This is a genomic window from Kribbella sp. HUAS MG21 (genome assembly GCF_040254265.1).
Taxonomy (GTDB): domain Bacteria; phylum Actinomycetota; class Actinomycetes; order Propionibacteriales; family Kribbellaceae; genus Kribbella.
Genome location: NZ_CP158165.1, coordinates 3,295,526 through 3,314,366 on the forward strand (window position 1 = coordinate 3,295,526; position 18,841 = coordinate 3,314,366).

17 protein-coding genes are annotated in these 18,841 nt (G+C 70.2%); 12 read left to right on the forward strand and 5 right to left on the reverse strand.

What is annotated here, in order from left to right:
- The first annotated feature begins 129 nt into the window (after positions 1-129).
- The 8 genes from ABN611_RS16150 (at position 130) to ABN611_RS16185 (ending at position 9,673) form a co-directional block, all read left to right on the forward strand.
- On the forward strand, positions 130-1,578 hold the full coding sequence (locus ABN611_RS16150; protein WP_350280694.1) for an AMP-binding protein: 1,449 nt from the start codon (positions 130-132) through the stop codon (positions 1,576-1,578).
- A complete protein-coding gene (locus tag ABN611_RS16155) occupies positions 1,575-1,811 on the forward strand; it encodes a glutaredoxin family protein (RefSeq protein WP_350280695.1) in 237 nt (78 codons plus the stop codon). Before ABN611_RS16150 ends, ABN611_RS16155 begins: the two co-directional genes overlap by 4 nt.
- 112 nt (positions 1,812-1,923) lie before the next feature.
- On the forward strand, positions 1,924-2,679 hold the full coding sequence (locus tag ABN611_RS16160) for a redox-sensing transcriptional repressor Rex (protein WP_350280696.1): 756 nt from the start codon (positions 1,924-1,926) through the stop codon (positions 2,677-2,679).
- Positions 2,676-3,977 (forward strand): glutamyl-tRNA reductase, encoded by a 1,302-nt coding sequence (locus ABN611_RS16165; protein ID WP_350280697.1) that lies wholly within the window; start codon positions 2,676-2,678, stop codon positions 3,975-3,977. Before ABN611_RS16160 ends, ABN611_RS16165 begins: the two co-directional genes overlap by 4 nt.
- On the forward strand, positions 3,974-4,855 hold the full coding sequence (gene hemC / locus ABN611_RS16170; RefSeq protein ID WP_350280698.1) for a hydroxymethylbilane synthase: 882 nt from the start codon (positions 3,974-3,976) through the stop codon (positions 4,853-4,855). Before ABN611_RS16165 ends, hemC begins: the two co-directional genes overlap by 4 nt.
- Positions 4,852-6,585: a uroporphyrinogen-III synthase gene (locus ABN611_RS16175; RefSeq protein ID WP_350280699.1), complete on the forward strand. Its 1,734-nt coding sequence runs from the start codon at positions 4,852-4,854 to the stop codon at positions 6,583-6,585. The genes hemC and ABN611_RS16175 overlap by 4 nt, the downstream gene beginning before the upstream one ends.
- Positions 6,586-6,587: 2 nt before the next feature.
- Complete coding sequence (gene hemB, locus ABN611_RS16180) at positions 6,588-7,565, forward strand: porphobilinogen synthase (protein ID WP_350280700.1); 978 nt, start codon at positions 6,588-6,590, stop codon at positions 7,563-7,565.
- 866 nt (positions 7,566-8,431) lie between these two features.
- A complete protein-coding gene (locus ABN611_RS16185; RefSeq protein WP_350276715.1) occupies positions 8,432-9,673 on the forward strand; it encodes an IS256 family transposase in 1,242 nt (413 codons plus the stop codon).
- 117 nt (positions 9,674-9,790) lie between these two features.
- Here the strand turns inward: ABN611_RS16185 and ABN611_RS16190 are convergent, their stop codons facing one another.
- Positions 9,791-10,396 (reverse strand): TetR/AcrR family transcriptional regulator, encoded by a 606-nt coding sequence (locus tag ABN611_RS16190; protein WP_350280701.1) that lies wholly within the window; start codon positions 10,394-10,396, stop codon positions 9,791-9,793.
- A 124-nt stretch (positions 10,397-10,520) separates the two neighbouring features.
- On the opposite strand from ABN611_RS16190, the gene ABN611_RS16195 reads away from it, so the two are divergent.
- The 4 genes from ABN611_RS16195 to ABN611_RS16210 all read left to right on the forward strand — a co-directional run bounded on the left by ABN611_RS16195 (position 10,521) and on the right by ABN611_RS16210 (position 13,631).
- A complete protein-coding gene (locus ABN611_RS16195; protein WP_350280702.1) occupies positions 10,521-11,972 on the forward strand; it encodes an MFS transporter in 1,452 nt (483 codons plus the stop codon).
- A 41-nt stretch (positions 11,973-12,013) separates the two neighbouring features.
- Entirely contained in the window at positions 12,014-12,529 is a 516-nt protein-coding gene (locus ABN611_RS16200) for a nuclear transport factor 2 family protein (RefSeq protein ID WP_350280703.1), read from the forward strand.
- A 116-nt stretch (positions 12,530-12,645) separates the two neighbouring features.
- A complete protein-coding gene (locus ABN611_RS16205; RefSeq protein WP_350280704.1) occupies positions 12,646-12,855 on the forward strand; it encodes a hypothetical protein in 210 nt (69 codons plus the stop codon).
- Complete coding sequence (locus ABN611_RS16210; RefSeq protein WP_350280705.1) at positions 12,852-13,631, forward strand: hypothetical protein; 780 nt, start codon at positions 12,852-12,854, stop codon at positions 13,629-13,631. The genes ABN611_RS16205 and ABN611_RS16210 overlap by 4 nt, the downstream gene beginning before the upstream one ends.
- Positions 13,632-13,639: 8 nt before the next feature.
- On the opposite strand, the gene ABN611_RS16215 is transcribed toward ABN611_RS16210, so the two are convergent.
- The 4 genes from ABN611_RS16215 to ABN611_RS16230 all read right to left on the reverse strand — a co-directional run bounded on the left by ABN611_RS16215 (position 13,640) and on the right by ABN611_RS16230 (position 18,789).
- The gene (locus tag ABN611_RS16215) at positions 13,640-14,164 is read right to left on the reverse strand and encodes a dihydrofolate reductase family protein (protein ID WP_350280706.1); all 525 of its coding nucleotides are present in this window, start codon (positions 14,162-14,164) and stop codon (positions 13,640-13,642) included.
- 48 nt (positions 14,165-14,212) lie between these two features.
- Positions 14,213-15,808 carry an FAD-dependent oxidoreductase gene (locus ABN611_RS16220; protein WP_350280707.1) on the reverse strand — a complete coding sequence of 532 codons (1,596 nt, stop codon included), beginning with the start codon at positions 15,806-15,808 and terminating at the stop codon, positions 14,213-14,215.
- Positions 15,809-16,861 (reverse strand): LacI family DNA-binding transcriptional regulator, encoded by a 1,053-nt coding sequence (locus ABN611_RS16225; protein ID WP_350280708.1) that lies wholly within the window; start codon positions 16,859-16,861, stop codon positions 15,809-15,811.
- Between the two features lie 179 nt (positions 16,862-17,040).
- Positions 17,041-18,789 carry a hypothetical protein gene (locus ABN611_RS16230; RefSeq protein ID WP_350280709.1) on the reverse strand — a complete coding sequence of 583 codons (1,749 nt, stop codon included), beginning with the start codon at positions 18,787-18,789 and terminating at the stop codon, positions 17,041-17,043.
- Positions 18,790-18,841 lie beyond the last annotated feature (52 nt).

The following is an 18,841-nucleotide window of genomic DNA, read 5'->3' on the forward strand; positions in this document are numbered from 1 at the left end:
CTGCAGTGTGAGGTTCAGCAGAAGCGCGCCCACGAGTTCACCTGTATATCGGCCGTCACGCTCCGCTGCAACCGTTCTGGGCAACCTGGTTGCTCCCGGCCCGGATCCCGGCCGTGACAGACTCGCCTGGTGAACGTCAATTTCGCGGACATTCTTCGTGACACAGCGCAACGTCACGGCGAGCGTCCCGCGCTGGTCGACGGGGATCGGCGGCTGACCTGGAGCGAGCTCGACCAGGCCGTCGACCGGACCGCGCAGGGGTTCGCCGCGGCCGGCCTGGTGCCCGGCTACCGGGTGCTGCTCCTGGTGGCCAACAGCATCGAGTTCGTCACGTCCTACCTGGGCATTCTCCGCGCCGGACTGGTCGCCGTACCGTTGAACACCGGTCTCACGGCGCCCGAGCTGGCGACCGTCGCGGAGCACTCCGGCGCCAAGCTGGCGGTCGTCGGCCCGGGCCTCGGCGAGCACCTCGAGGGCGTCCGGACGGTGGCTCCCGGCGAGCTCCAGGGTGACGCTCCGTTACTTCCGCCGATCGATCCCGAGACGCTCGCGGTGCTGCTGTACACCTCCGGAACCAGTGGAGATCCGCGCGCCGCGATGCTCACCCATCGGGCACTGATCGCCAATGTGCAGAACCTCACCCAGCTCGGGCAGGACCGGATGGGGCCCGACGACGTGGTGCTCGGGGTGCTGCCGATGTTCCATGCGTTCGGCCTGAACGCGGTCCTCGGCTGGGCCGTCGCGACCGGCGCCACGCTCGTCGTCGAGCAGCGCTTCGACCCCGGGCACACGCTGGAGCTGATCAGCAGGTACGGCGTGACGCGGCTGCCGCTCGCGCCGCCCGCGCTGCACGCGCTGCTGACCCGCCCGGACCTGCGGGAGGCGCTGAAGACGGTCAAGGTCGTCCTGACCGGAGCGTCCACCCTCGACCGCGCGCTCGCGGACCGCTTCGAGCAGGCCACCGGCCTGCACGTGAACCAGGGGTACGGCCTGACCGAGGCGTCCCCGGGTGTCACCACGACGCTCGGCGAGGCCGCGCCGAAGCCCGGCTCGGTGGGCCGCCCGCTGCCGAACGTCGAGGTCCGGATCGCCGACGAACAGGGCGAGGACGTCGAGGGCGACGACCCGGGCGAGATCCTGATCCGCGGCGTCAACCTGTTCTCCGGCTATTGGCCGGACGGTGTGGACGGGCCCGACGCCGACGGCTGGTACCGGACCGGGGACGTCGGCTTCCTGGACCCGGACGGCGACCTGTTCCTCGTCGACCGGCTGCGCGAACTCGTCATCGTGTCCGGCTTCAACGTCTTCCCGAGCGAGGTCGAGGACGTGCTGGTCGGCGCTCCGGGCGTCCGCGAGGCCGCGGTCATCGGCGTACCGTCCGAGGAGACCGGTGAAGCGGTGAAGGCGTTCGTCGTACCGGAACCGGACGTGGCGGTCGACCTGGCCGCGGTCCGGGAGTACGCCGAGAGCCGGCTGGCGCGGTTCAAGTGCCCGGTGGAGATCGAGGTGGTGGACCAGTTGCCGCACTCGGTGACCGGCAAGGTGGCCAAGGGCCGGCTGCGCGAAGGGGACCGATGAGCAGGGTCACGATGTACGGCAAGCCGGGTTGTCATCTGTGCGACGACGCCCGCGAGGTGATCCGCGCGGTCTGCGCCGAGCTGGGCGTGGAGTGGACCGAGGTCGACATCACGCAGGATGACCGGCTGTTCACGCAGTACGGCGAACAGATCCCGGTCACGTTCGTCGACGGCGAGCAGCACGACTTCTGGCGGGTGGACCCCGCGCGCCTCCGGAAGGCCCTCACCAGGTAAGGGGTGTCTCCCACATCACCTTCGCCGATTTTGTTCTCACGTTCACAAGCTCCTAGAGTAAGAGTGCCGCCGGCCGTCAGACCGCGGTGAACCAACCGCTCCCAGGAGAATTGTGACGCGTGCCAGCAGCCGTCGCCCCGGCCCGCCGACGAGAACCGAACGCGGCATCCCCGAGGCGACTGTCGCGCGCTTGCCGGTCTACCTGCGGGCCCTGACCGCGCTCTCGGACAGCGGGATCGCCACCGCGTCGAGCGAGGACCTGGCGAGCGCCGCGGGCGTGAACTCGGCCAAGCTCCGCAAGGACCTGTCCTACCTGGGGTCGTACGGCACCCGCGGCGTCGGGTACGACGTCGAGTACCTGCGCTACCAGATCGCCCGCGAGATCGGCGTCACCCAGGACTGGGCCGTGGTCATCGTCGGGATCGGGAACCTCGGCCACGCGCTCGCGAACTACTCCGGCTTCGGCACCCGCGGCTTCCGGATCGTCGCCCTGCTGGACGCCGACCCGAACCTGGTCGGCGAGCGGATCGGCGACATGGAGGTCCGGGACTTCGCCGAGCTCGAGGAGATCGTCGAGTCCGACCGGGTCTCGATCGGCGTCATCACCACCCCGGCCGGCCCGGCGCAGGAGGTGTGCGACCGGCTGGTCGCCGCCGGTGTCACCAGCATCCTGAACTTCGCGCCCGTCGTGCTGTCCGTGCCCGACGGCGTCGACATCCGCAAGGTGGATCTCTCGATCGAGTTGCAGATCCTGGCGTACCACGAACAACGCAAGTCCGGAGAGGCGGCGCTCCCCCAGGTGCCCGAGCTACCAGCGATGAACGGCCTGACCGATCTCCCGAGTGTCGGGGGAGGTGTCGGCGCATGAGCTACCTGGTGGTCGGCATCAGTCACCGTTCCGCTGCCATCGACGTCCTCGAGCGGGTCGCGCTCGACGCGGACGCGGCGACGAAGCTCGCGCTCGCGGTGCACAACTCCCCGGCGGTCGCGGAGTCCGCGGTCGTTGCCACCTGCAACCGGACCGAGGTCTACGCGGCAGTCGACCGGTTCCACGCCGGGATGGACGAGGTCACCGCGATCCTGTCCGACATCACCGGCGTACCGCTGCTGGACCTCGCCGAGCACCTGTACGTGCACTTCGAGGAGGGCGCGGTCGCGCATCTCTTCCAGGTCGCCGTCGGGCTCGACTCGATGGTCGTCGGCGAGAGCCAGATCCTCGGCCAGGTCAAGGAGACGCTGCGGGTCGGCCAGGACAACGAGACCGTCGGCACCGACCTGAACGCCTTGTTCCAGCACGCGTTGCGGGTTGGCAAGCGGGCGCGCACCGAGACCGGCATCGACTCGGCCGGCCGCTCGGTCGTCTCGGCCGGCCTGGAAGCGGTCGGCGGCTTCGAGGGTCGGCGCGCGCTGATCGTCGGCGCCGGCTCGATGGCCTCGCTGGCCGCGCAGACCCTGGCGAACGGCGGCGCGCGCAGCGTGACCATTGCCAACCGCAACTACGAGCGCGCGGTCGCGCTCGCGGACCGCGTCGGCGGTACGGCGATCCAGCTGGCCGCCGTACCCGAGGCCCTGAAGGACGCGGATCTGGTCGTGTCCTGCACCGGCGCGCGCGGCGTCGTGCTGACCGAGGCGATGATCCGCGACGCCGCCGGCGGCCGCCCGTTCGGCGTGCTCGACGTGGCGCTGCCGCGGGACGTCGCCCCGGAGGCCGCCCGGATCCCCGGCGTCACGCTGATCACGCTGGCCGACCTCGTCGGTACGGCGGGCGGCAGCGAGGCCGACATCGACGAGGTACGGCGGATCGTCAGCGAGGAGACCGGATCGTTCGAGGCGACCCGGCGGGCCGCGTCGGTGGCGCCGACGGTGGTCGCGCTGCGGGCGATGGCCAGCGGCCTGGTCGACGCCGAACTGGCCCGCCTCGAGCGCCGGCTGCCCGGCCTCGACGAGCACGAGCGGAGCGAGGTCGAGCGCACCATCCGGCGCGTCGTCGACAAGGTGCTGCACAACCCGACCGTGCGTGTGAAGGAGCTCGGCGGCGACCCGGGTGGACCGACGTACGCCGACGCGCTGCGGCAGCTGTTCGCGCTCGACCAGGCGAGTGTCGACGCGGTGACCGCCGCCAAGGAACCCGATCACCTCCAGCAGAGCGGAGGTGGTCAGCTGTGATCCGCCTCGGCACCCGCCGGTCCAAGCTGGCGACCGCGCAGTCGACGATCGTGGCCGACCGGCTGCGCGAGCTCGGCCACGAGGTCGAGCTGGTGCTGATCACCACCACCGGCGACGTGAACCGCGCCCCGCTCGAGCAGATCGGCGGCACCGGCATCTTCGTCAGCGCGCTGCGCGACGCCTTGCTGGCCGGTGAGATCGACATCGCGGTGCACTCGCTGAAGGACCTGCCGACCGCGCCGGTCGACGGCCTGACCGTCGGGGCGATCCCGCTCCGCGAGGACCCGCGGGACGTGCTCGTCGCGCGCGACGGCCTGACGCTCGGCGAGCTGCAGCGCGGCGCCCTGATCGGCACCGGTTCACCGCGCCGCGTCGCGCAGCTGGACGCGCTCGGCCTGGGCGTCGAGTGCACCGGGATCCGCGGCAACGTGGACACCCGGATCGGCATGGTCACCGAGGGCAAGCTGGACGCGGTCGTGCTCGCCAGGGCAGGCTTGGCCCGGTTGGGACGGCTCGCCGAGGTGACCGAGACGCTGGACCCGATCCAGGTCCTGCCCGCGCCGGGACAAGGTGCCCTGGGCATCGAGTGTCGTGCGGACGACACCGCGGTACTGACCGCGCTCGCGCCGCTGGACGACCCGGCCACCCGGGCGGCGGTGACGGCGGAACGGCAACTGCTGGCCACCCTCGAGGCGGGCTGCACGGCTCCGGTCGGCGCGCTCGCCGAGGTGGTCGAAGGTGAGGACGGTCCCGAGCTGTGGCTGCGGGGCGCGCTCGGCCAGGAGGACGGCGTACGGCGGCTGTCCGCGAACGGGCCGGTCGACGACCCGGTGTCGCTCGGTAAGAGGCTGGCGAACGACCTGCTGGAGCGAACATGACACCGGCACAGGGCACGAGTACGGCCAAGAAGACGGCCCACAGGACGAGCAGGAAAACGACGAGGGCGAAGGCAGACGTGAGCGCGAAGACAGCGGCCACCGCGGCATCCAGGACACCTCAGAAGGCTGCGGCCGGCACCGTCAAGCAGACCAGACCACTCGGCCACGTCACCTTCGTCGGCGTCGGTCCCGGTGACCCGGCGCTGCTGACGCTGGCCGGCCGGGACGTGCTCGCGAACGCCGACGCGGTCGTTGTCGAGGGCCCCGAGCACGACCCGTTCCTGACCTACTGCAAGCCGGGCGTCGAGGTCGTCGACGGCTCCGGCGCCGAGGGCAGCCGGGCGCTGCGGATCGCCGCCCGGGCCCGGCTCGTGGTGAAGACCGCCAAGTCCGCCGCGAACGTCGTACGGCTGCTGAGCGGTGACCCGTTCACCTTCTCCAGCGGCGCCGAGGAGGCGGCCGCCTGCAAGAAGGCCGGCATCGGGTTCAACGTCGTGCCGGGGGTGAGCGAGGTGAGCGCGGTTCCGACCTACGCCGGGATCCCGCTGACCATGAAGGGCGACCGCGAGGTGACCGTCGTCGACCTCGCCGAGAACAAGCTCGACCTGAGCCGGCTGCAGCCGAAGCAGACGCTCGTCCTGCTGAACGCCTCCGAGGTGCTGAAGGAGACCGTCGGCGCGCTGATCGAGGCCGGCTTCGACGCCGCCACCCCGGTCGCGGTGACCGTCGGCGGTACGACGACCTCGCAGACCAGCGTCGTCGGCACCCTGGAGACGATCGTCGCGGACCTGCGCGCGGCCAAGGTGACCGGCGAGGCCGTGGTCGTGGTCGGCGCGGTCGTCGAGCAGCGCGAGGCGCTGTCCTGGTTCGAGACCAAGCCGCTGTTCGGCTGGCGGATCCTGGTGCCGCGCACCAAGGACCAGGCCGGCCCGCTGATGGACCGGCTGCGCCGGTACGGCGCCATGCCGGAAGAGGTCCCGACGATCTCCGTCGAGCCGCCGCGGAACCCGCAGCAGATGGACAAGGCGATCCGCGGCCTGGTCGAGGGCCGCTACGAGTGGGTCGCGTTCACCTCGGTCAACGCGGTGAAGGCGGTCCGCGAGAAGTTCGACGAGTACGGGCTCGACGCGCGGGCGTTCTCCGGGCTGAAGATCGCGGCCGTCGGCGACAAGACCGCCGAGGCGATCGGTGCCTGGGGCATCCGTCCGGACCTGGTCCCGTCCGGTGAGCAGTCCGCCGCCGGACTGGTCGAGGACTGGCCGCCGTTCGACGAGGTGCTGGACCCGATCAACCGGGTCTTCCTGCCGCGCGCCGACATCGCCACCGAGACGCTGGTCGCGGGTCTGACCGATCTCGGCTGGGAGGTCGACGACGTCACGGCGTACCGGACCGTGCGGGCCGCCCCGCCGCCCGCGCCGACCCGCGAGGCGATCAAGTCCGGCAAGTTCGACGCGGTCGTGTTCACCTCGTCCTCGACGGTGCGCAACCTGGTGGGCATCGCCGGCAAGCCGCACGCGTCGACGGTGATCGCGGTGATCGGCCCGGCCACGCTGAAGACCGCCGAGGAGCACGGCCTGCGGGTCGACGCGATGGCCGAGACGCCGTCCGTCGAGGAGCTCGCCGACGCCCTCGCCCGGTTCGGCGCGGACCGGCGTGACACCATGGTGGAGGCCGGGGAACCGGTCACCCGGCCGTCCGAACGGCGCCCGGGTTCTCGTCGGAAGAGCTGAACATGCCTGGATTCCCGGAAGTGCGCCCGCGCCGGCTCCGCTCGTCGGCGGCGATCCGCCGGCTGGTCGCGGAGACCACCATCGAGCCGCGGCAGCTGATCCTGCCGATGTTCGTCCGCGAGGACGCCCGGGAGCCGATCCCGATCCGGTCCATGCCCGGCGTCGTCCAGCACACCCGGGACACGGCGCGCAAGGCGGTCGCGGAGGCGGCGCAGCTCGGGTTGGGCGGCGTGATGCTGTTCGGCGTACCTTCGTCGAAGGACGCCGTCGGCTCCGGTGCGGTGGATCCGGACGGGATCCTGAACGTCGCGATCCGGGACGCGGTGTCCGAGGTCGGCGACTCGCTGCTGGTGATGTCGGACCTGTGTCTCGACGAGTTCACGTCACACGGCCACTGCGGCGTACTGGACTCCGCCGGGCGCGTGGACAACGACGCGACGCTGAAGATCTACGCCGAGATGGGCGTCGCGCAGGCGTCCGCGGGCGCGCACGTCGTCGGTCCGTCCGGGATGATGGACGGGCAGGTCGGGGTCGTCCGCAAGGCGCTCGACGCGGCCGGGTTCGTCGACACCGTGATCCTCGCGTACGCCGTGAAGTACGCGTCGGCGTTCTTCGGGCCGTTCCGCGAAGCCGTCGACTCGTCGCTGACCGGTGACCGGAAGACGTACCAGCAGGACAACGCCAACGCCCGCGACGCGATCCGCGAGGTCGACCTCGACATCGCTGAAGGGGCCGACCTCGTGATGGTGAAGCCCGCGCTGGCTTATCTCGACATCATCCGGCAGGTCCGCGACCACGTGAACGTTCCGGTGGCGGCGTACAACATCTCCGGCGAATACGCGATGGTCGAGGCCGCCGCCGCCAACGGCTGGATCGACCGCGAGGCGGCGATCCTGGAAACCCTCACGTCGATCCGCCGGGCCGGCGCCGACACGATCCTCACGTACTGGGCCGCGGAGGCCGCGCACCTCATCCGCTAGCGGGAAGCCCCCGCGTGCTGCGCGGGCGCTTCCTTCGTCGCTCCGCTCCTCAGCGCACCCGCTACGCGCGCTCCCCACCCACCCCCGGGCTTAGCGCCCGGACTCTTGTTTCCGGCTTACGCCGGGAGTTGTCGGCTGCCGCCGACGTTTTCCGGCTTCCGCCGGGTGCTCCGGCTGGCGCCGGTTGTTCCGGCTGACGCCGGATGTTGCCGGCTGCCGCCGGCGAGTGGCGGGCTGCCGCCCGCGGTGACTGCTCGGCGATCGCGCCGCGGATCGCGGCTGGTGGCGACGAGTACGGTGGTGCCGAGCCAGGGCGCTCGCGCTGGCGCAGGGCACACACAATTCGGGCTGACCTGATCAGATGTCGCGGCAGCATGGTGTGCACGGGCCGGTATGGCTAGTCGGGTCTGGCAAGGACTGGGGTGTAGCGAGGCTGGCCCAGGCACGGGTCAGTGGAGCGAGGTGGCCTGGCGCGGCCGGGTGTCATGAACGCTGGTGTTGGGACGGGCTGGTGTGGCTAGGCCAGGTCTGGCAAGGGCTGGGTGTAGCGCGGCTGGCCCAGGCATGGGCTGGTGGAGCGAGGCCGGCCTAGAGCGGCGGGTGTGACGAACGCTGGTGGGACTGGTTGGTGGGGCTAGGGCTGGTGTGGGACGGGCTGCTGTGGGACGGGCTGCTGGCGAGGGCTGGGCTCGTCGGCTGTGGTCCGCGCGCGGCTGCTGGTCAGGACTGCGGGTGCAGCGTGGGCAGTAGTCGAGTCCAGCAGAGTGGTGTACGGCGAGAGCCCGGTGGGTCGCGGGAACGTGAACGCGGTCATCGGGTGATCCTTCGAGTGATCTCTCACAACCGACTCGAAGAAGGAAACCGCGATGACCGCTGGCTCCAGTATCGACCCTGCCGAGTTCCTGCACGAGCATCTCGAGCAGGCCAGCCCGGACCTGTTGCGTGAGTTGATGGAAGGGTTCATCAACACGTTGCTGTCCGCGGACGCCGACAGCGTGTGTGGTGCCGCGTTCGGCACGCGTGACCCGGGCCGGGTGAACTCCCGCAACGGATACCGCCACCGCGAGCTCGACACCCGCGTCGGCACCCTGGATGTCGCGGTCCCCAAACTTCGCGAAGGAACCTACTTTCCGGACTGGCTGCTGGAACGCCGCCGACGCGCAGAGGCGGCTCTGACGTCGGTGGTGGCGACGTGTTACCTGCTCGGGGTGTCGACACGGCGGATGGACCGGCTCGTGCAGTCGCTGGGCATCACCGGCCTGTCCCGGTCCCAGGTGTCGGTGATGGCACGTGACCTCGACGAGCTCGTGCGCGACTTCCGGGAACGGCCGCTGGACGAGGGACCGTACACGTTCCTGGCCGCGGACGCGTTGACGATGAAGGTCCGCGAGGGCGGCCGGGTGATCAAGATCGCGGTCATGGTCGCGACCGCTGTGAACGCTGATGGGTTCCGCGAGATCCTCGGGGTCGCCACTAGTACGGCCGAGTCGGGTGCGGGCTGGAACAGCTTCTTCAAGGACCTGGTCGCCCGTGGCCTCAACGGCGTCGCCCTGGTCACCTCCGACGCCCACGCCGGCCTGGTCGACGCGATCGGAGCCAATCTGCCCGGCGCGTCCTGGCAGCGTTGCCGCACCCACTACACCGCCAACCTGATGGCGACCTGCCCCAAGCATGCCTGGGGCGGGGTGAAGGCGATGCTGCACTCGGTGTTCGACCAGATCGACGCCGCCGCCGTCCACACCCAATACGACAAGCTTCTCGACCAGACCGAGCACACCCTGCCCGACGTTCACGCACACCTCGACGCCGCCCGCGACGAGGTGCTGGCCTTCACCGCGTTCCCGCGCGATGTCTGGCGACAGATCTGGTCCAACAACCCCAACGAACGCCTCAACCGCGAGATCCGCCGCCGCACCGACGTCGTCGGCATCTTCCCCGACCGCGCCTCGATCATCCGCCTCGTCGGCGCCGTTCTCGCAGAACAACACGACGAATGGGCCGACGGCCGCCGCTACCTCGGCCTCGACGTCCTCCACCGCAGCCGGCTCACCCTCATCACCAGCACCGCTCCCCAGGAGGACACCACCACAGCCACCATCAGCGCCTAACCACACAACAACGAAGGACCAAACGTCGTACACCACTCCACAGGACTTGACCTGGGCAGTGCTCGCGCCTGCGGTGCAGCGGGCGGTGTTCGGCGTGCGGGGGAGGAGCTCACGGGCCTATGGGCCGGGTGGGCTTGCGGAGGGATCAGGCTGGTGGGAGAGCAGTCGGTCTACCAAGCCGGCGACGTAGGCGGGGGTGAGTGGGCCTAGGCCGAACAGGACGCGGATGTACATGGGGGCCATTACGTGGTCCAGGACGGCGAGGGCGTCGGGGGCGGGTTCGCCGCGGTTGGTTGCGCGGTCGAGCATGGACTGGAGTTGGCGGCCGCGTTCGGCTAGGAGGTCGTCGAGGGCTTGCTGGCCTTGTTGGCCGGTGCTCGAGAGGGCGACTGCCAGGCGTAACAGTGCCAGGCCTTCGGGGCCGGTGATCTCGCGGGCCACGGCGGCCGCGTACGTGTGCAGGTCGTCGGTCAGGCTTCCGGTGTCCGGCATCGGGGACCGCGCGTTCAGGCGGGTTAGCGCCACGTCGGTGAGCAGCGTTTCGAGGCTTCCCCACCGGCGGTAGATGCTGCTGTCGGCCACGCCCGCGCGGGCCGCGACATCGCCGACGGTGAACTTGCCGTGGCCGCGCTCGCTGATCAGTTCGGTGACGGCCTGATGGACCGCCGCGCCGACGCGCGCGGCACGCCCGCCAGGCCGGCGGGATCGCTGTCGCTCGTCCATGACCCGAGCTTAACGCAGTCGCGACTTGCGTTTATGGCGCGGGCTCCCTACAGTCGTTAACGCAGTCCCCAACTGCTTTAAGACGCGGTCGAGAGACCGAAGTACCGATCGAGAGGGATTCCGCATGTCTGCAGCGCCCGCCGTCGTAGGTCGTCGATCGAACCGGGCGGTGCTGCTCGCGGTGACCTGCCTGGGCCAGTTCATGGTGCTGCTCGACAACACGATCGTCGGTGCGGCGCTGCCCGACATGCAGGCCCGGCTGCACACCGACCTGACCGGTCTGCAGTGGATCGTCGACGCGTACGTGCTGCTGGTCGCCATGCTGCTGCTGTCCGGCGGCGTCTTCGCCGATCGGCTCGGCCGCAAGCGGGTGTACCTGGCCGGTGCCGTGGTGTTCACCGCAGCGTCGGTGTGGTGCAGCCTCGCGCCCTCGGCCGAATGGCTGATCGCCGGCCGGGTGCTGCAGGGAATCGGAGCCTCGGCGCTGAGCCCTGCCTCGCTGGCCCTGCTCGCCGCGGCCTATCCCGTTCCGCAGGAACGCATCAAGGCGATCGGACTGTGGGCCGGCTTCAGCGGGCTCGGACTGGTCGCCGGACCTGTGGCCGGCGGCGTACTGACCGATGCCTTTGGCTGGCCCGCGATCTTCCTGGTCAATCTGCCCATCGGCGTCGTCCTGCTCCTGGTCGGCCTGCGCCACCTCGTGGAGTCCCGCAACCCGGGCGCTCCCGCGATCGACGTACCGGGGACGGCGCTGTCCGTCCTGTTCGTGGGGACACTGACCTACGGGCTGATCGAGGGTGGCGCTCGCGGTTGGACCTCGCTGCTCATCCTGGGAAGCTTCGCCGCCGCGGTCGTCCTCCTCGCCGCCTTCCTCGTCGTCGAAACGCGCAGCCCTGCACCGATGCTGCCGCTGTGGCTGTTCCGGCAGCGGCTGTTCACGGTGTCCAACACCGCGATGATCGTGGTGGGGTTCGCGCTGATGGGATCGTCGTTCTTCTTCTCCCAGTTCTTCGTTTACGTCCAAGGCAGTTCGATCCTGCGCGCCGGCCTGCAGACCCTGCCCACTTCCCTTGCCATGGTGCTGGTCAGCCCGTTCGCGGGTCGGCTCGCGGCCCGGTACGGCTTCCGCATCGTAGTCACCGTCGGCCTGATCCTGGCCGGAGGCGGGCTGCTGGCGCTGGGCACGGTGCACGCCGACACGAGCTACGCGAACGTGTGGTGGCGGCTCGCAGTCGTCGGCATCGGCTTCGCCCTGACCATGTCGCCACTGACAGGCGCCGCCATCCAGGCGCTGAGCCCCCAAGAAGGAGGCCTCGCCTCCGGTGTCAGCAGCACCACCCGCCAGATCGGTGCGGTGCTCGGCGTGGCAGTACTCGGAGCCATCGTCCGCACCCGCCAATCCGACGGCGCCTCCTTCGAGACCGGCCTCAACGACGCATTTGTTGCTGCCGGCATCATCACCTTGGCCGCCGCAGTCCTCACTGGCCTGTGGCTGGCAAGGTCAAAGCCCCTGGACCGCCCGCCGGTCCCGCACCGTTCCACCGATCCAGCTGAGGCGACGACCACGACCCCCTGACTGCAATAGCCAGCTCGATTGGTTGCTGTTGGCTACGAACGTTGCTTGACAAGGTGTTGGGTGGGTTGGTTTGGTCGGGCGGCATGGATGCTGTGGAGGAATTGCGGGCGGCTGGTGAGCGGGGCGATGCGGAGGCGGTGGCGGGGTTGTTGGCGGATGATGTGGTGTTTCATTCGCCGTTGACCGATCGGGTGACCTTCGAGGGGCGGGACGAAGTTGTCGCGTTGCATCGGGACATCTTTGCGGTGCTCGAGGATGTCCGGACCAGTGCGCCGCTCGAGCACGGCGACAGTTACGCGTTCTCGTTCCGCGCTCGGGTTCGGGGTGCCGAGCTCGAGGCCATGAATCTGGTGCGGCTCGACGAGCAGGGGTTGATCGCGGAGCTGACGGTGTTCGTGCGGCCGCTGCCGAGTCTTGCGACGTTGTTCGCGAACCTGCCGCCGCGGGTGTCCGCCCGGCGGCGCGGGCCGGTTGTCGGTGGGCTCGTCGCGTGTCTGGCGGTGCCGCTCGCCTTTGCTTTTCGTACGGCGGACCGGCTCGCTCCGCGGTTCCTCTAGCGGGCGTGCCGGTCGTTCACCCGCTGGTCGGCTGAAGTACATGTGGCGAGCTCCACGCGGTGGACCCGGCGGCTCATAGCCTGGCGCGAGACCAGTCGCTGGAGAGGACTCGTACCGTGCAGGATCAACCGCAGAACCCGCACGAGTTCGTGCCGGACCCGGACCTGCGCGCCGCGCGGGACGAGATCCGCGCCGTAGCCGCCGGCCTGCGCGCCGCGCTCGCGGCCGACGACCAGGCAGCCACCGGCGAGCAGGCCGTCTCCGACGACCAGGCAGCCACCGGCGAACAGACGGTCTCCGGCGAGCGGGCGGAGCGTGCGCGATGAGCATGGAACTTTCGGCTGCGGAGCTGGCGGACCAGGTTCACAACGCGGTGGCGTCGGTCCGGGTGCGGCTGGGGCGTGCTGTCGAGTGCGCCGAGGAGCTCGACCAGGTGCTGTGGGAGACCGAGAACGCACTGCGCGACCTGCCGGTGCGACCTCAGGGCGAACTGACCGAGGGCGAACGGAGCTCGGCCCTCTCCACGGGGGCGTACCAGGCACGCGAGATCAACACCTTGGTCAGGCGGGCGCAGAACGAGCTGGACGGTGTCCGCGAGCAACTGGATGCTGCCGGATCCGCCCTCACGCAGGCGAAGGGTTACCTCGACGAGTTCGACCAGTTCCCTGGTACGACGAACCCCGAGCGGCAGGTGACGTCGGCGGACCTGCGGAAGCAACTGACCGGGCTGGAGACGGCGATCGCGACCGCCGACGCCGGGGCGGGACGTACGGCGGACCGGCTCGGCGCCGCGCGGACGAACATCGGGAAGATCGTTCCGGTCCACGGTGAGGAGCGCAACCGGAACGTGGCGCTGGTCTACGAGGCCGGCGAAGCCGTGACCAAGGACCTCTCGGGGCTGCAGGCCGGCCTTGGCGCCGCCTCGTCGGCTCACACACGGGCAGTCCAGTCGGCTGCCACCGCCGACGACCTGGCAAACGCGGTGCGCGCCGCAGCCAACCCGACACCGGCGTCCGCCCGCCAGACACCTGCTTCGTCATCCGCGCAGGACCACCGCGACCGCACCGCGAAAGCCCCACGAGACCAGCAGTTGAAGCGCTAGCCGGACAGTCAGCGGTTGACCGTGTAGTCCGACTGGATGAAGCCCGCCTTCAATGTTCGGGTCGCGTTGTGGGTGAGGACGATGTCGGAGGGCACGGGGCCGAACAGCGGGATCCCGTCGCCCAGCAGCACGGGTGCCGTGGTGATGGTGAGTTCGCTGAGCAGGCCGGCGTTCAGGAAGGTCTGGATGGTGGCGGCGCCGTCGGTGTAGATGCGGCGGGCGCCGCGGTCGGTGAGGGTTTCCACCAGGGCCTCGAGGGTGCGGTGGACCAGGATGCGGTCGTCGACGTCGTGGTCGAGGGTCGTGCTCAGCACCTCGACCTGCTTGCCCTCGTACGGCCAACTCTCGAAGCCCGCGGCCAGCTCGTAGGTGTTGCGGCCCAGTACGACGGTGTCCACCGACGCCAGGAACTCGTCGTACCCGGTCTCGCCCGCCTGCTCGGCGCGGCTGGTCAGCCAGTCGATGGAACCGTCGGCCCGGGCGATGTACCCGTCGAGGCTGGTGGCGATGAACGCGGCGGCATGGAAACTCACCCCGTCATTCTCTCAGCCCTTCGGCTCGGTTCGAGCGAGGCCTCCGGGTCAGTAACCGGTGACGTTCGGCCAGCCGAGTTCGATGCCCTGAGCAACCAGGTGGTCCTGGAACTCGCGGAGCAGGGTGGGGGTGCCGCGGACCGCGCGCGGAGCGGCGCCGCGGTCCAGGCAGAACGCGGCCAGCAGGCCCGCGGCCTCGCCGATGTTCCACTCGACCGGGTGCAGCCGGTAGCAGCCGTTGGTGATGTGCGTGGTGCCGAGGTTCTTGCTCGCGGGCAGCAGGTTCTCCACCCGTTGCGGGATCAGCGCCCCGAGTGGGATCCGGAACGGGCTGCTGGCCACGTCGATGTAGTTGTCCCCGCCGGTCGACGGGTGCAGGTCGATCCGGTACATGCCGATGCCGACGCTGTCGTCGTACCAGGCCGCGCCCCGGTCGCCGCGAACCGCGACCGACAGGTCCTGCTCGACGATCGTGTACTCCGCCTTGATCCGGCGCGACTCGCGGATGTACGGCGCCTGCGCCAGGCCGTCCGCGGATCCGACCACGTCGGCGCGCAGCCGCAGGCCGGGGAAGCCGGTCCCGCCGTCGGCCCGCGGCGCCTCGGTCTGCAGCCAGTACAGCACCGACAGGGACAGTTCCTTGGCGGCCGCGAGGTGCTTCGCCGCGTCCGGTACCTCGATGACCGGCCCCTCGAAGTAGTCGATCATCGGCCAGTTCACCAAGCAGATGTCGCTCTCGTACGTGCCCGGGACGAAGTGCCGGCGGGCCGCGATCCGGCGGAACGTCCACAGGTTCATGTCACCGCCGGTGCGCCGCTGGTCCGCGACCACCGCGAGCGGGTCGTCGTCCGGGTTCGGGGTGAACGTCCGCTGCGCGCTCTCCAGGGTCCGCGGGTTCGGCGCGGTCCAGGACAGCAGCCGGTCGCCCCAGAACTCGGGCTGGTAGTTCCGCCAGAAGGCGTAGTTGGCCGGCTTGTCGCCGACCTGGTCGCCGTCCACGTGGTCGACCGCGAAGCAGTACGAGACGGCCTGCATGTTCAGCGGCTGCGCCTCCGCCGGAGCACTCGGCTCACCGGTCTCGGCCTGTGACTCGAAGCCGGTGACGTACTCCGTCCCGGTCAGCGGCAGCAGCTGGCCGGTCTCGGTCGCGTCGAGGATGAACGGCGCCGTCAGCGTCACCTGCTCGTCGGTGTCACGGTGCTGCACGGTCACGGCCGTCACCCGGTCGCCGTCGGTCTCCGCGGCCACGGGCCGGTACGGCTGCAGGACCAGCAACCGGCGACTGGCGCGGTACGGCGCGAGCATCTCCTCCAGTACGGCGACCGCCACGCGCGGCTCGTGACACAGCTTCGACACGTAGCCGGCCCCGGGGTTGAGCTGGGCGGCGGCCCGCGACGCCTCGGTCAGCGGGTAGTTCCGGCGGTAGTAGTCGCGGATCCCTTCCCGCAACGCGCGGTACGACGCCGTGATGCCGAACTGCTCGACCCACGAGTGCTCGTCCGGCGGGACGGCCTGGCTGGTCAGCTGACCGCCGAGCCAGTCGAACTCCTCGGTCAGGATCACGGAGCGGCCGGCGCGGAGCGCGGCGAGCGCCGCGGCGACACCGCCGAGTCCGCCGCCGATCACCAGGACATCGGTATGCATTCAGGCACCTCTGGGGGGAGTGAGGGTGATTCCGTCGGTCAGTTCGCAGGGCAGCAGCACCTGCCGGTCGGTCCGGGTGCCGCTGAGGATCGCCTCGAGCAGCTCGACCGCGCGCAGCCCCATCGCGCGCCGCGGTACGTGGAACCCGGTGAAGTCGAGGTCGCTGGGCGCCGGCCGGGTCGCGTCGCCGAGCGCGATCACGGAGAGTTCCCCGGGTACGTCGATCCCGCGCGCACTCGCGGCCTCGACCACCGCGATCGCGTCCGCCCGCTCCTCGACAAACACCGCGGTGATGTCCCGGTCGAGCAACACGTCGAGGAGCTCGCCCGCGGCCTGGGTCGCCGCGCCGGACGTCGACCTGGCGAGGGCGGGCACCTGCAGCGCGCGACGGCCGGCTGCCTGCTGGAAACCCTGGAACCTGTCGGCGGAGGACTCCGCGCCGGATCCGGGGCCCGCGAAGGCGAGGCGGCGGTGCCCGATCGACTGGGCCCGCTCGACCACGGTGCGGGTCGCGGCGACGTAGTCGGCGCCGACGTACGGGACCGGGCCGCCGGCGTCGTCGCGGCGGCCGACCGAGACGAACGGGTACTCCTCGGTGATCAGCCGGGCCAGCTCCTCGGTGGGGATCTGGCGACCGAGCAACAGGCAGCCGTCCGCGATCCGCAGCCGGTTGTTCTCGTGGAAGATCCGCCGCCGGCCCTCGGTCACCGGCGCGCTGGTGAACAGCAGCAGGTCCCAGCCGAGCCGCTCCGCGCAGTCCTCGATCCCGGCCAGGAACGGGTGGTAGAAGTCCCCGCTCGCACTCGGGAAAACGGATTCGTACGTGAACACGCCGAGGATCTGGTTGCGCTGCTGGGTCATCCGCCGGGCCAGCGGATCGGCCTGGTACCCGGTCTCCCGGATCACCTTCAGGACCCGGTTGCGGGTCTCCGCCGGGATCCGCGCGGTGGCGTCGCTGCGGTTGTTGAGCACCAGCGAGACCGTCGTCTGGCTGACCTTGGCCAGGCGCGCGATGTCGCGCTGGGTGAGTCGGCTGGTCACTTTGTCGGGCATCCTCCATGGGTAATACGGATTACTGAGAACCTAGGCCAGTGCCCGGATCGTGGTCAAGGTCTGATGATGTTGATAATTCGAATTACCAATAGCAGCATCTTGATCGGGTGCCCGGCCGACCCGTGGCCCTGGTCCGCGTCCGAGGCTTCACAATCGGCCCGGGCAACCCGAGAGGGGCTCTAGCTGGTGCGTAGCCTGAGGAGTTGGCGGCCCGGTGTGCGGCCGGTGAGGTATACGCGTCGGCCTTCGGGGGTCAGGTTGCCGCCGAGGTAGGTGTAGCGCTCGCCCGGGTCCATGGTGACCCGGGCGGCGCCGTTGCCGGGGCCGAACTCGATGCGGTCAGAGCCCACTGTGTAGCTTCCGGTCCCGGACACCAGCTGGTAGTTGCCGGCGGCCTCCAGTGCCTCGACACCGGCGAGTTCGCCGCCGGCCCGGAAACACAGTTCGATCGCGTACGCCGTCGCGTCGCCGGCGAACTCGAACGCCAGGTCGTAGCCGTCGCTCAGCTCGGTCACGGTCACCTCGGTCCGCAACGTGCGGTACTGCTTCGGCCGGTGCGGGAAGTCCATCGCCGAGTAGAACCGCCCGTCCGGGGTGAGGGCGTACAGACCGTCCGCGCGGCGGTACCGCTTCGGCAGCGGCAGGTGGTACGGAACCTTCACCTCCTGCTGGAGCTTGAAGGTGCCAGGTGCGGTCCTGCGTAGTCCGTCGCTGCGGAAGTGACCGGTGCTGAAAAACTGGGGTGAGAGCCGGACCGAGTCGAGAATCGCCGCGCCGCTGCGCAGCTTGAAGAACGTGGGATTGGTGGACAAACCTGATGCGATCAGCGGCAGGTCGTGGAAGTCGGTCCCGCCGAAAACGGTTGCCGTCCGCGCGCCCCGGCGTACCCGGACCGACGCCTGCGAGGGGTAGTGCTGGACGAAATCGGTCGGGACCGGCTGCGCGGCCGGGAGCACCGCGGAGAGCTCGGGGCGTTCCAGCACCTCCGCGAGGAAGTCGCCGAGCTCACCCGTCCCGCGCGCTTCGATGCTCTTCGCAATCGTGGTGAACCGGCCGTCGCGATCGTGCAGGGCCAGCTCGCGGAACTGGGTCAGGTACCACCAGACCTCGCGGATCCGGTTCTGGTCCTGCCGTCGCGACGCGGTCGTGTCGACCTCGCCGTTCGGCTCCAGCAGGTACAGCGTCACGTCGAGGTTCCGCCGTACGTAGTCGAGCAGCGCGGGCTTGCCGCGCAGCCAGGCGATCGTCAGTAGGCACGGGTTCGTCACCTCGGCGGCGTACGTCGAGCTGCGTTCGCTGTAGATCCCGTCCGGGGTGGCGTCGATGCCCTCGTCGAGCCAGTCGTCGATCCGCGCCGCGTACCGCCGGTCCGGGAACAGGTGATGCGCCCGCGCCAGCGCCGCCGACACCTCCCAGCGGTGGTTGGGCGTGTGGACGCCGCCGCTCGCCAGCGCCGGCCCCGCCTTCTTCACCACCGCGGCCAGCGTGTCCCGAAGTGCAGCGGTCTCCGGCTGCCCGTCCGCGTCGAGCAGCGCGTACAGCATGCAGACGTCCTGGATCGCGAAAGCGCTGTCCGGCGGCGAATGCAGGTTGCCGACGTCGTACAGCCCGTCCTCGTGCTGGCGTGCAGCCAGCTGACCGACCAGCCACTGCAGCGGTCCCAGCAGTGCCGCGTCGTGGTGGTACGCCGACCGGCCCCAGACGTAGCCGGAGACCAGGCGCCGCGCCTTGCGGGCCACGGTCCGGACGCTGTCGGAAACGTTCTGGAAGTTTCCGAGCACGAGCGGAATCTGTTTCTGGTTCGCGTCCGTGAGCACGCGCAGGAAGTCCTCGTCCACGGCTGCCACTTCAGCACGTGCCGCGGCCGGATGCAGGGCGCCGAGCGCGACCGTGGTCAGCGAACCGGTGAGAAACGTACGTCGCAGCATCGGGTTCTCCTGTCGGGTAAGCGGTTGCCAAATGTAGGGAACTGTCGCTCCC

Coding starts and splice junctions, on each gene's coding strand:
- ABN611_RS16225 (WP_350280708.1), bottom strand. CDS start 16,861: ATGCCCGACAAAGTGACCAGCCGACTCACCCAGCGCGACATCGCGCGC.
- ABN611_RS16190 (WP_350280701.1), bottom strand. CDS start 10,396: ATGGACGAGCGACAGCGATCCCGCCGGCCTGGCGGGCGTGCCGCGCGC.
- ABN611_RS16195 (WP_350280702.1), top strand. CDS start 10,521: ATGTCTGCAGCGCCCGCCGTCGTAGGTCGTCGATCGAACCGGGCGGTG.
- ABN611_RS16185 (WP_350276715.1), top strand. CDS start 8,432: ATGACCGCTGGCTCCAGTATCGACCCTGCCGAGTTCCTGCACGAGCAT.
- ABN611_RS16230 (WP_350280709.1), bottom strand. CDS start 18,789: ATGCTGCGACGTACGTTTCTCACCGGTTCGCTGACCACGGTCGCGCTC.
- hemB (WP_350280700.1), top strand. CDS start 6,588: ATGCCTGGATTCCCGGAAGTGCGCCCGCGCCGGCTCCGCTCGTCGGCG.
- ABN611_RS16175 (WP_350280699.1), top strand. CDS start 4,852: ATGACACCGGCACAGGGCACGAGTACGGCCAAGAAGACGGCCCACAGG.
- ABN611_RS16165 (WP_350280697.1), top strand. CDS start 2,676: ATGAGCTACCTGGTGGTCGGCATCAGTCACCGTTCCGCTGCCATCGAC.
- ABN611_RS16220 (WP_350280707.1), bottom strand. CDS start 15,808: ATGCATACCGATGTCCTGGTGATCGGCGGCGGACTCGGCGGTGTCGCC.
- ABN611_RS16210 (WP_350280705.1), top strand. CDS start 12,852: ATGAGCATGGAACTTTCGGCTGCGGAGCTGGCGGACCAGGTTCACAAC.
- ABN611_RS16155 (WP_350280695.1), top strand. CDS start 1,575: ATGAGCAGGGTCACGATGTACGGCAAGCCGGGTTGTCATCTGTGCGAC.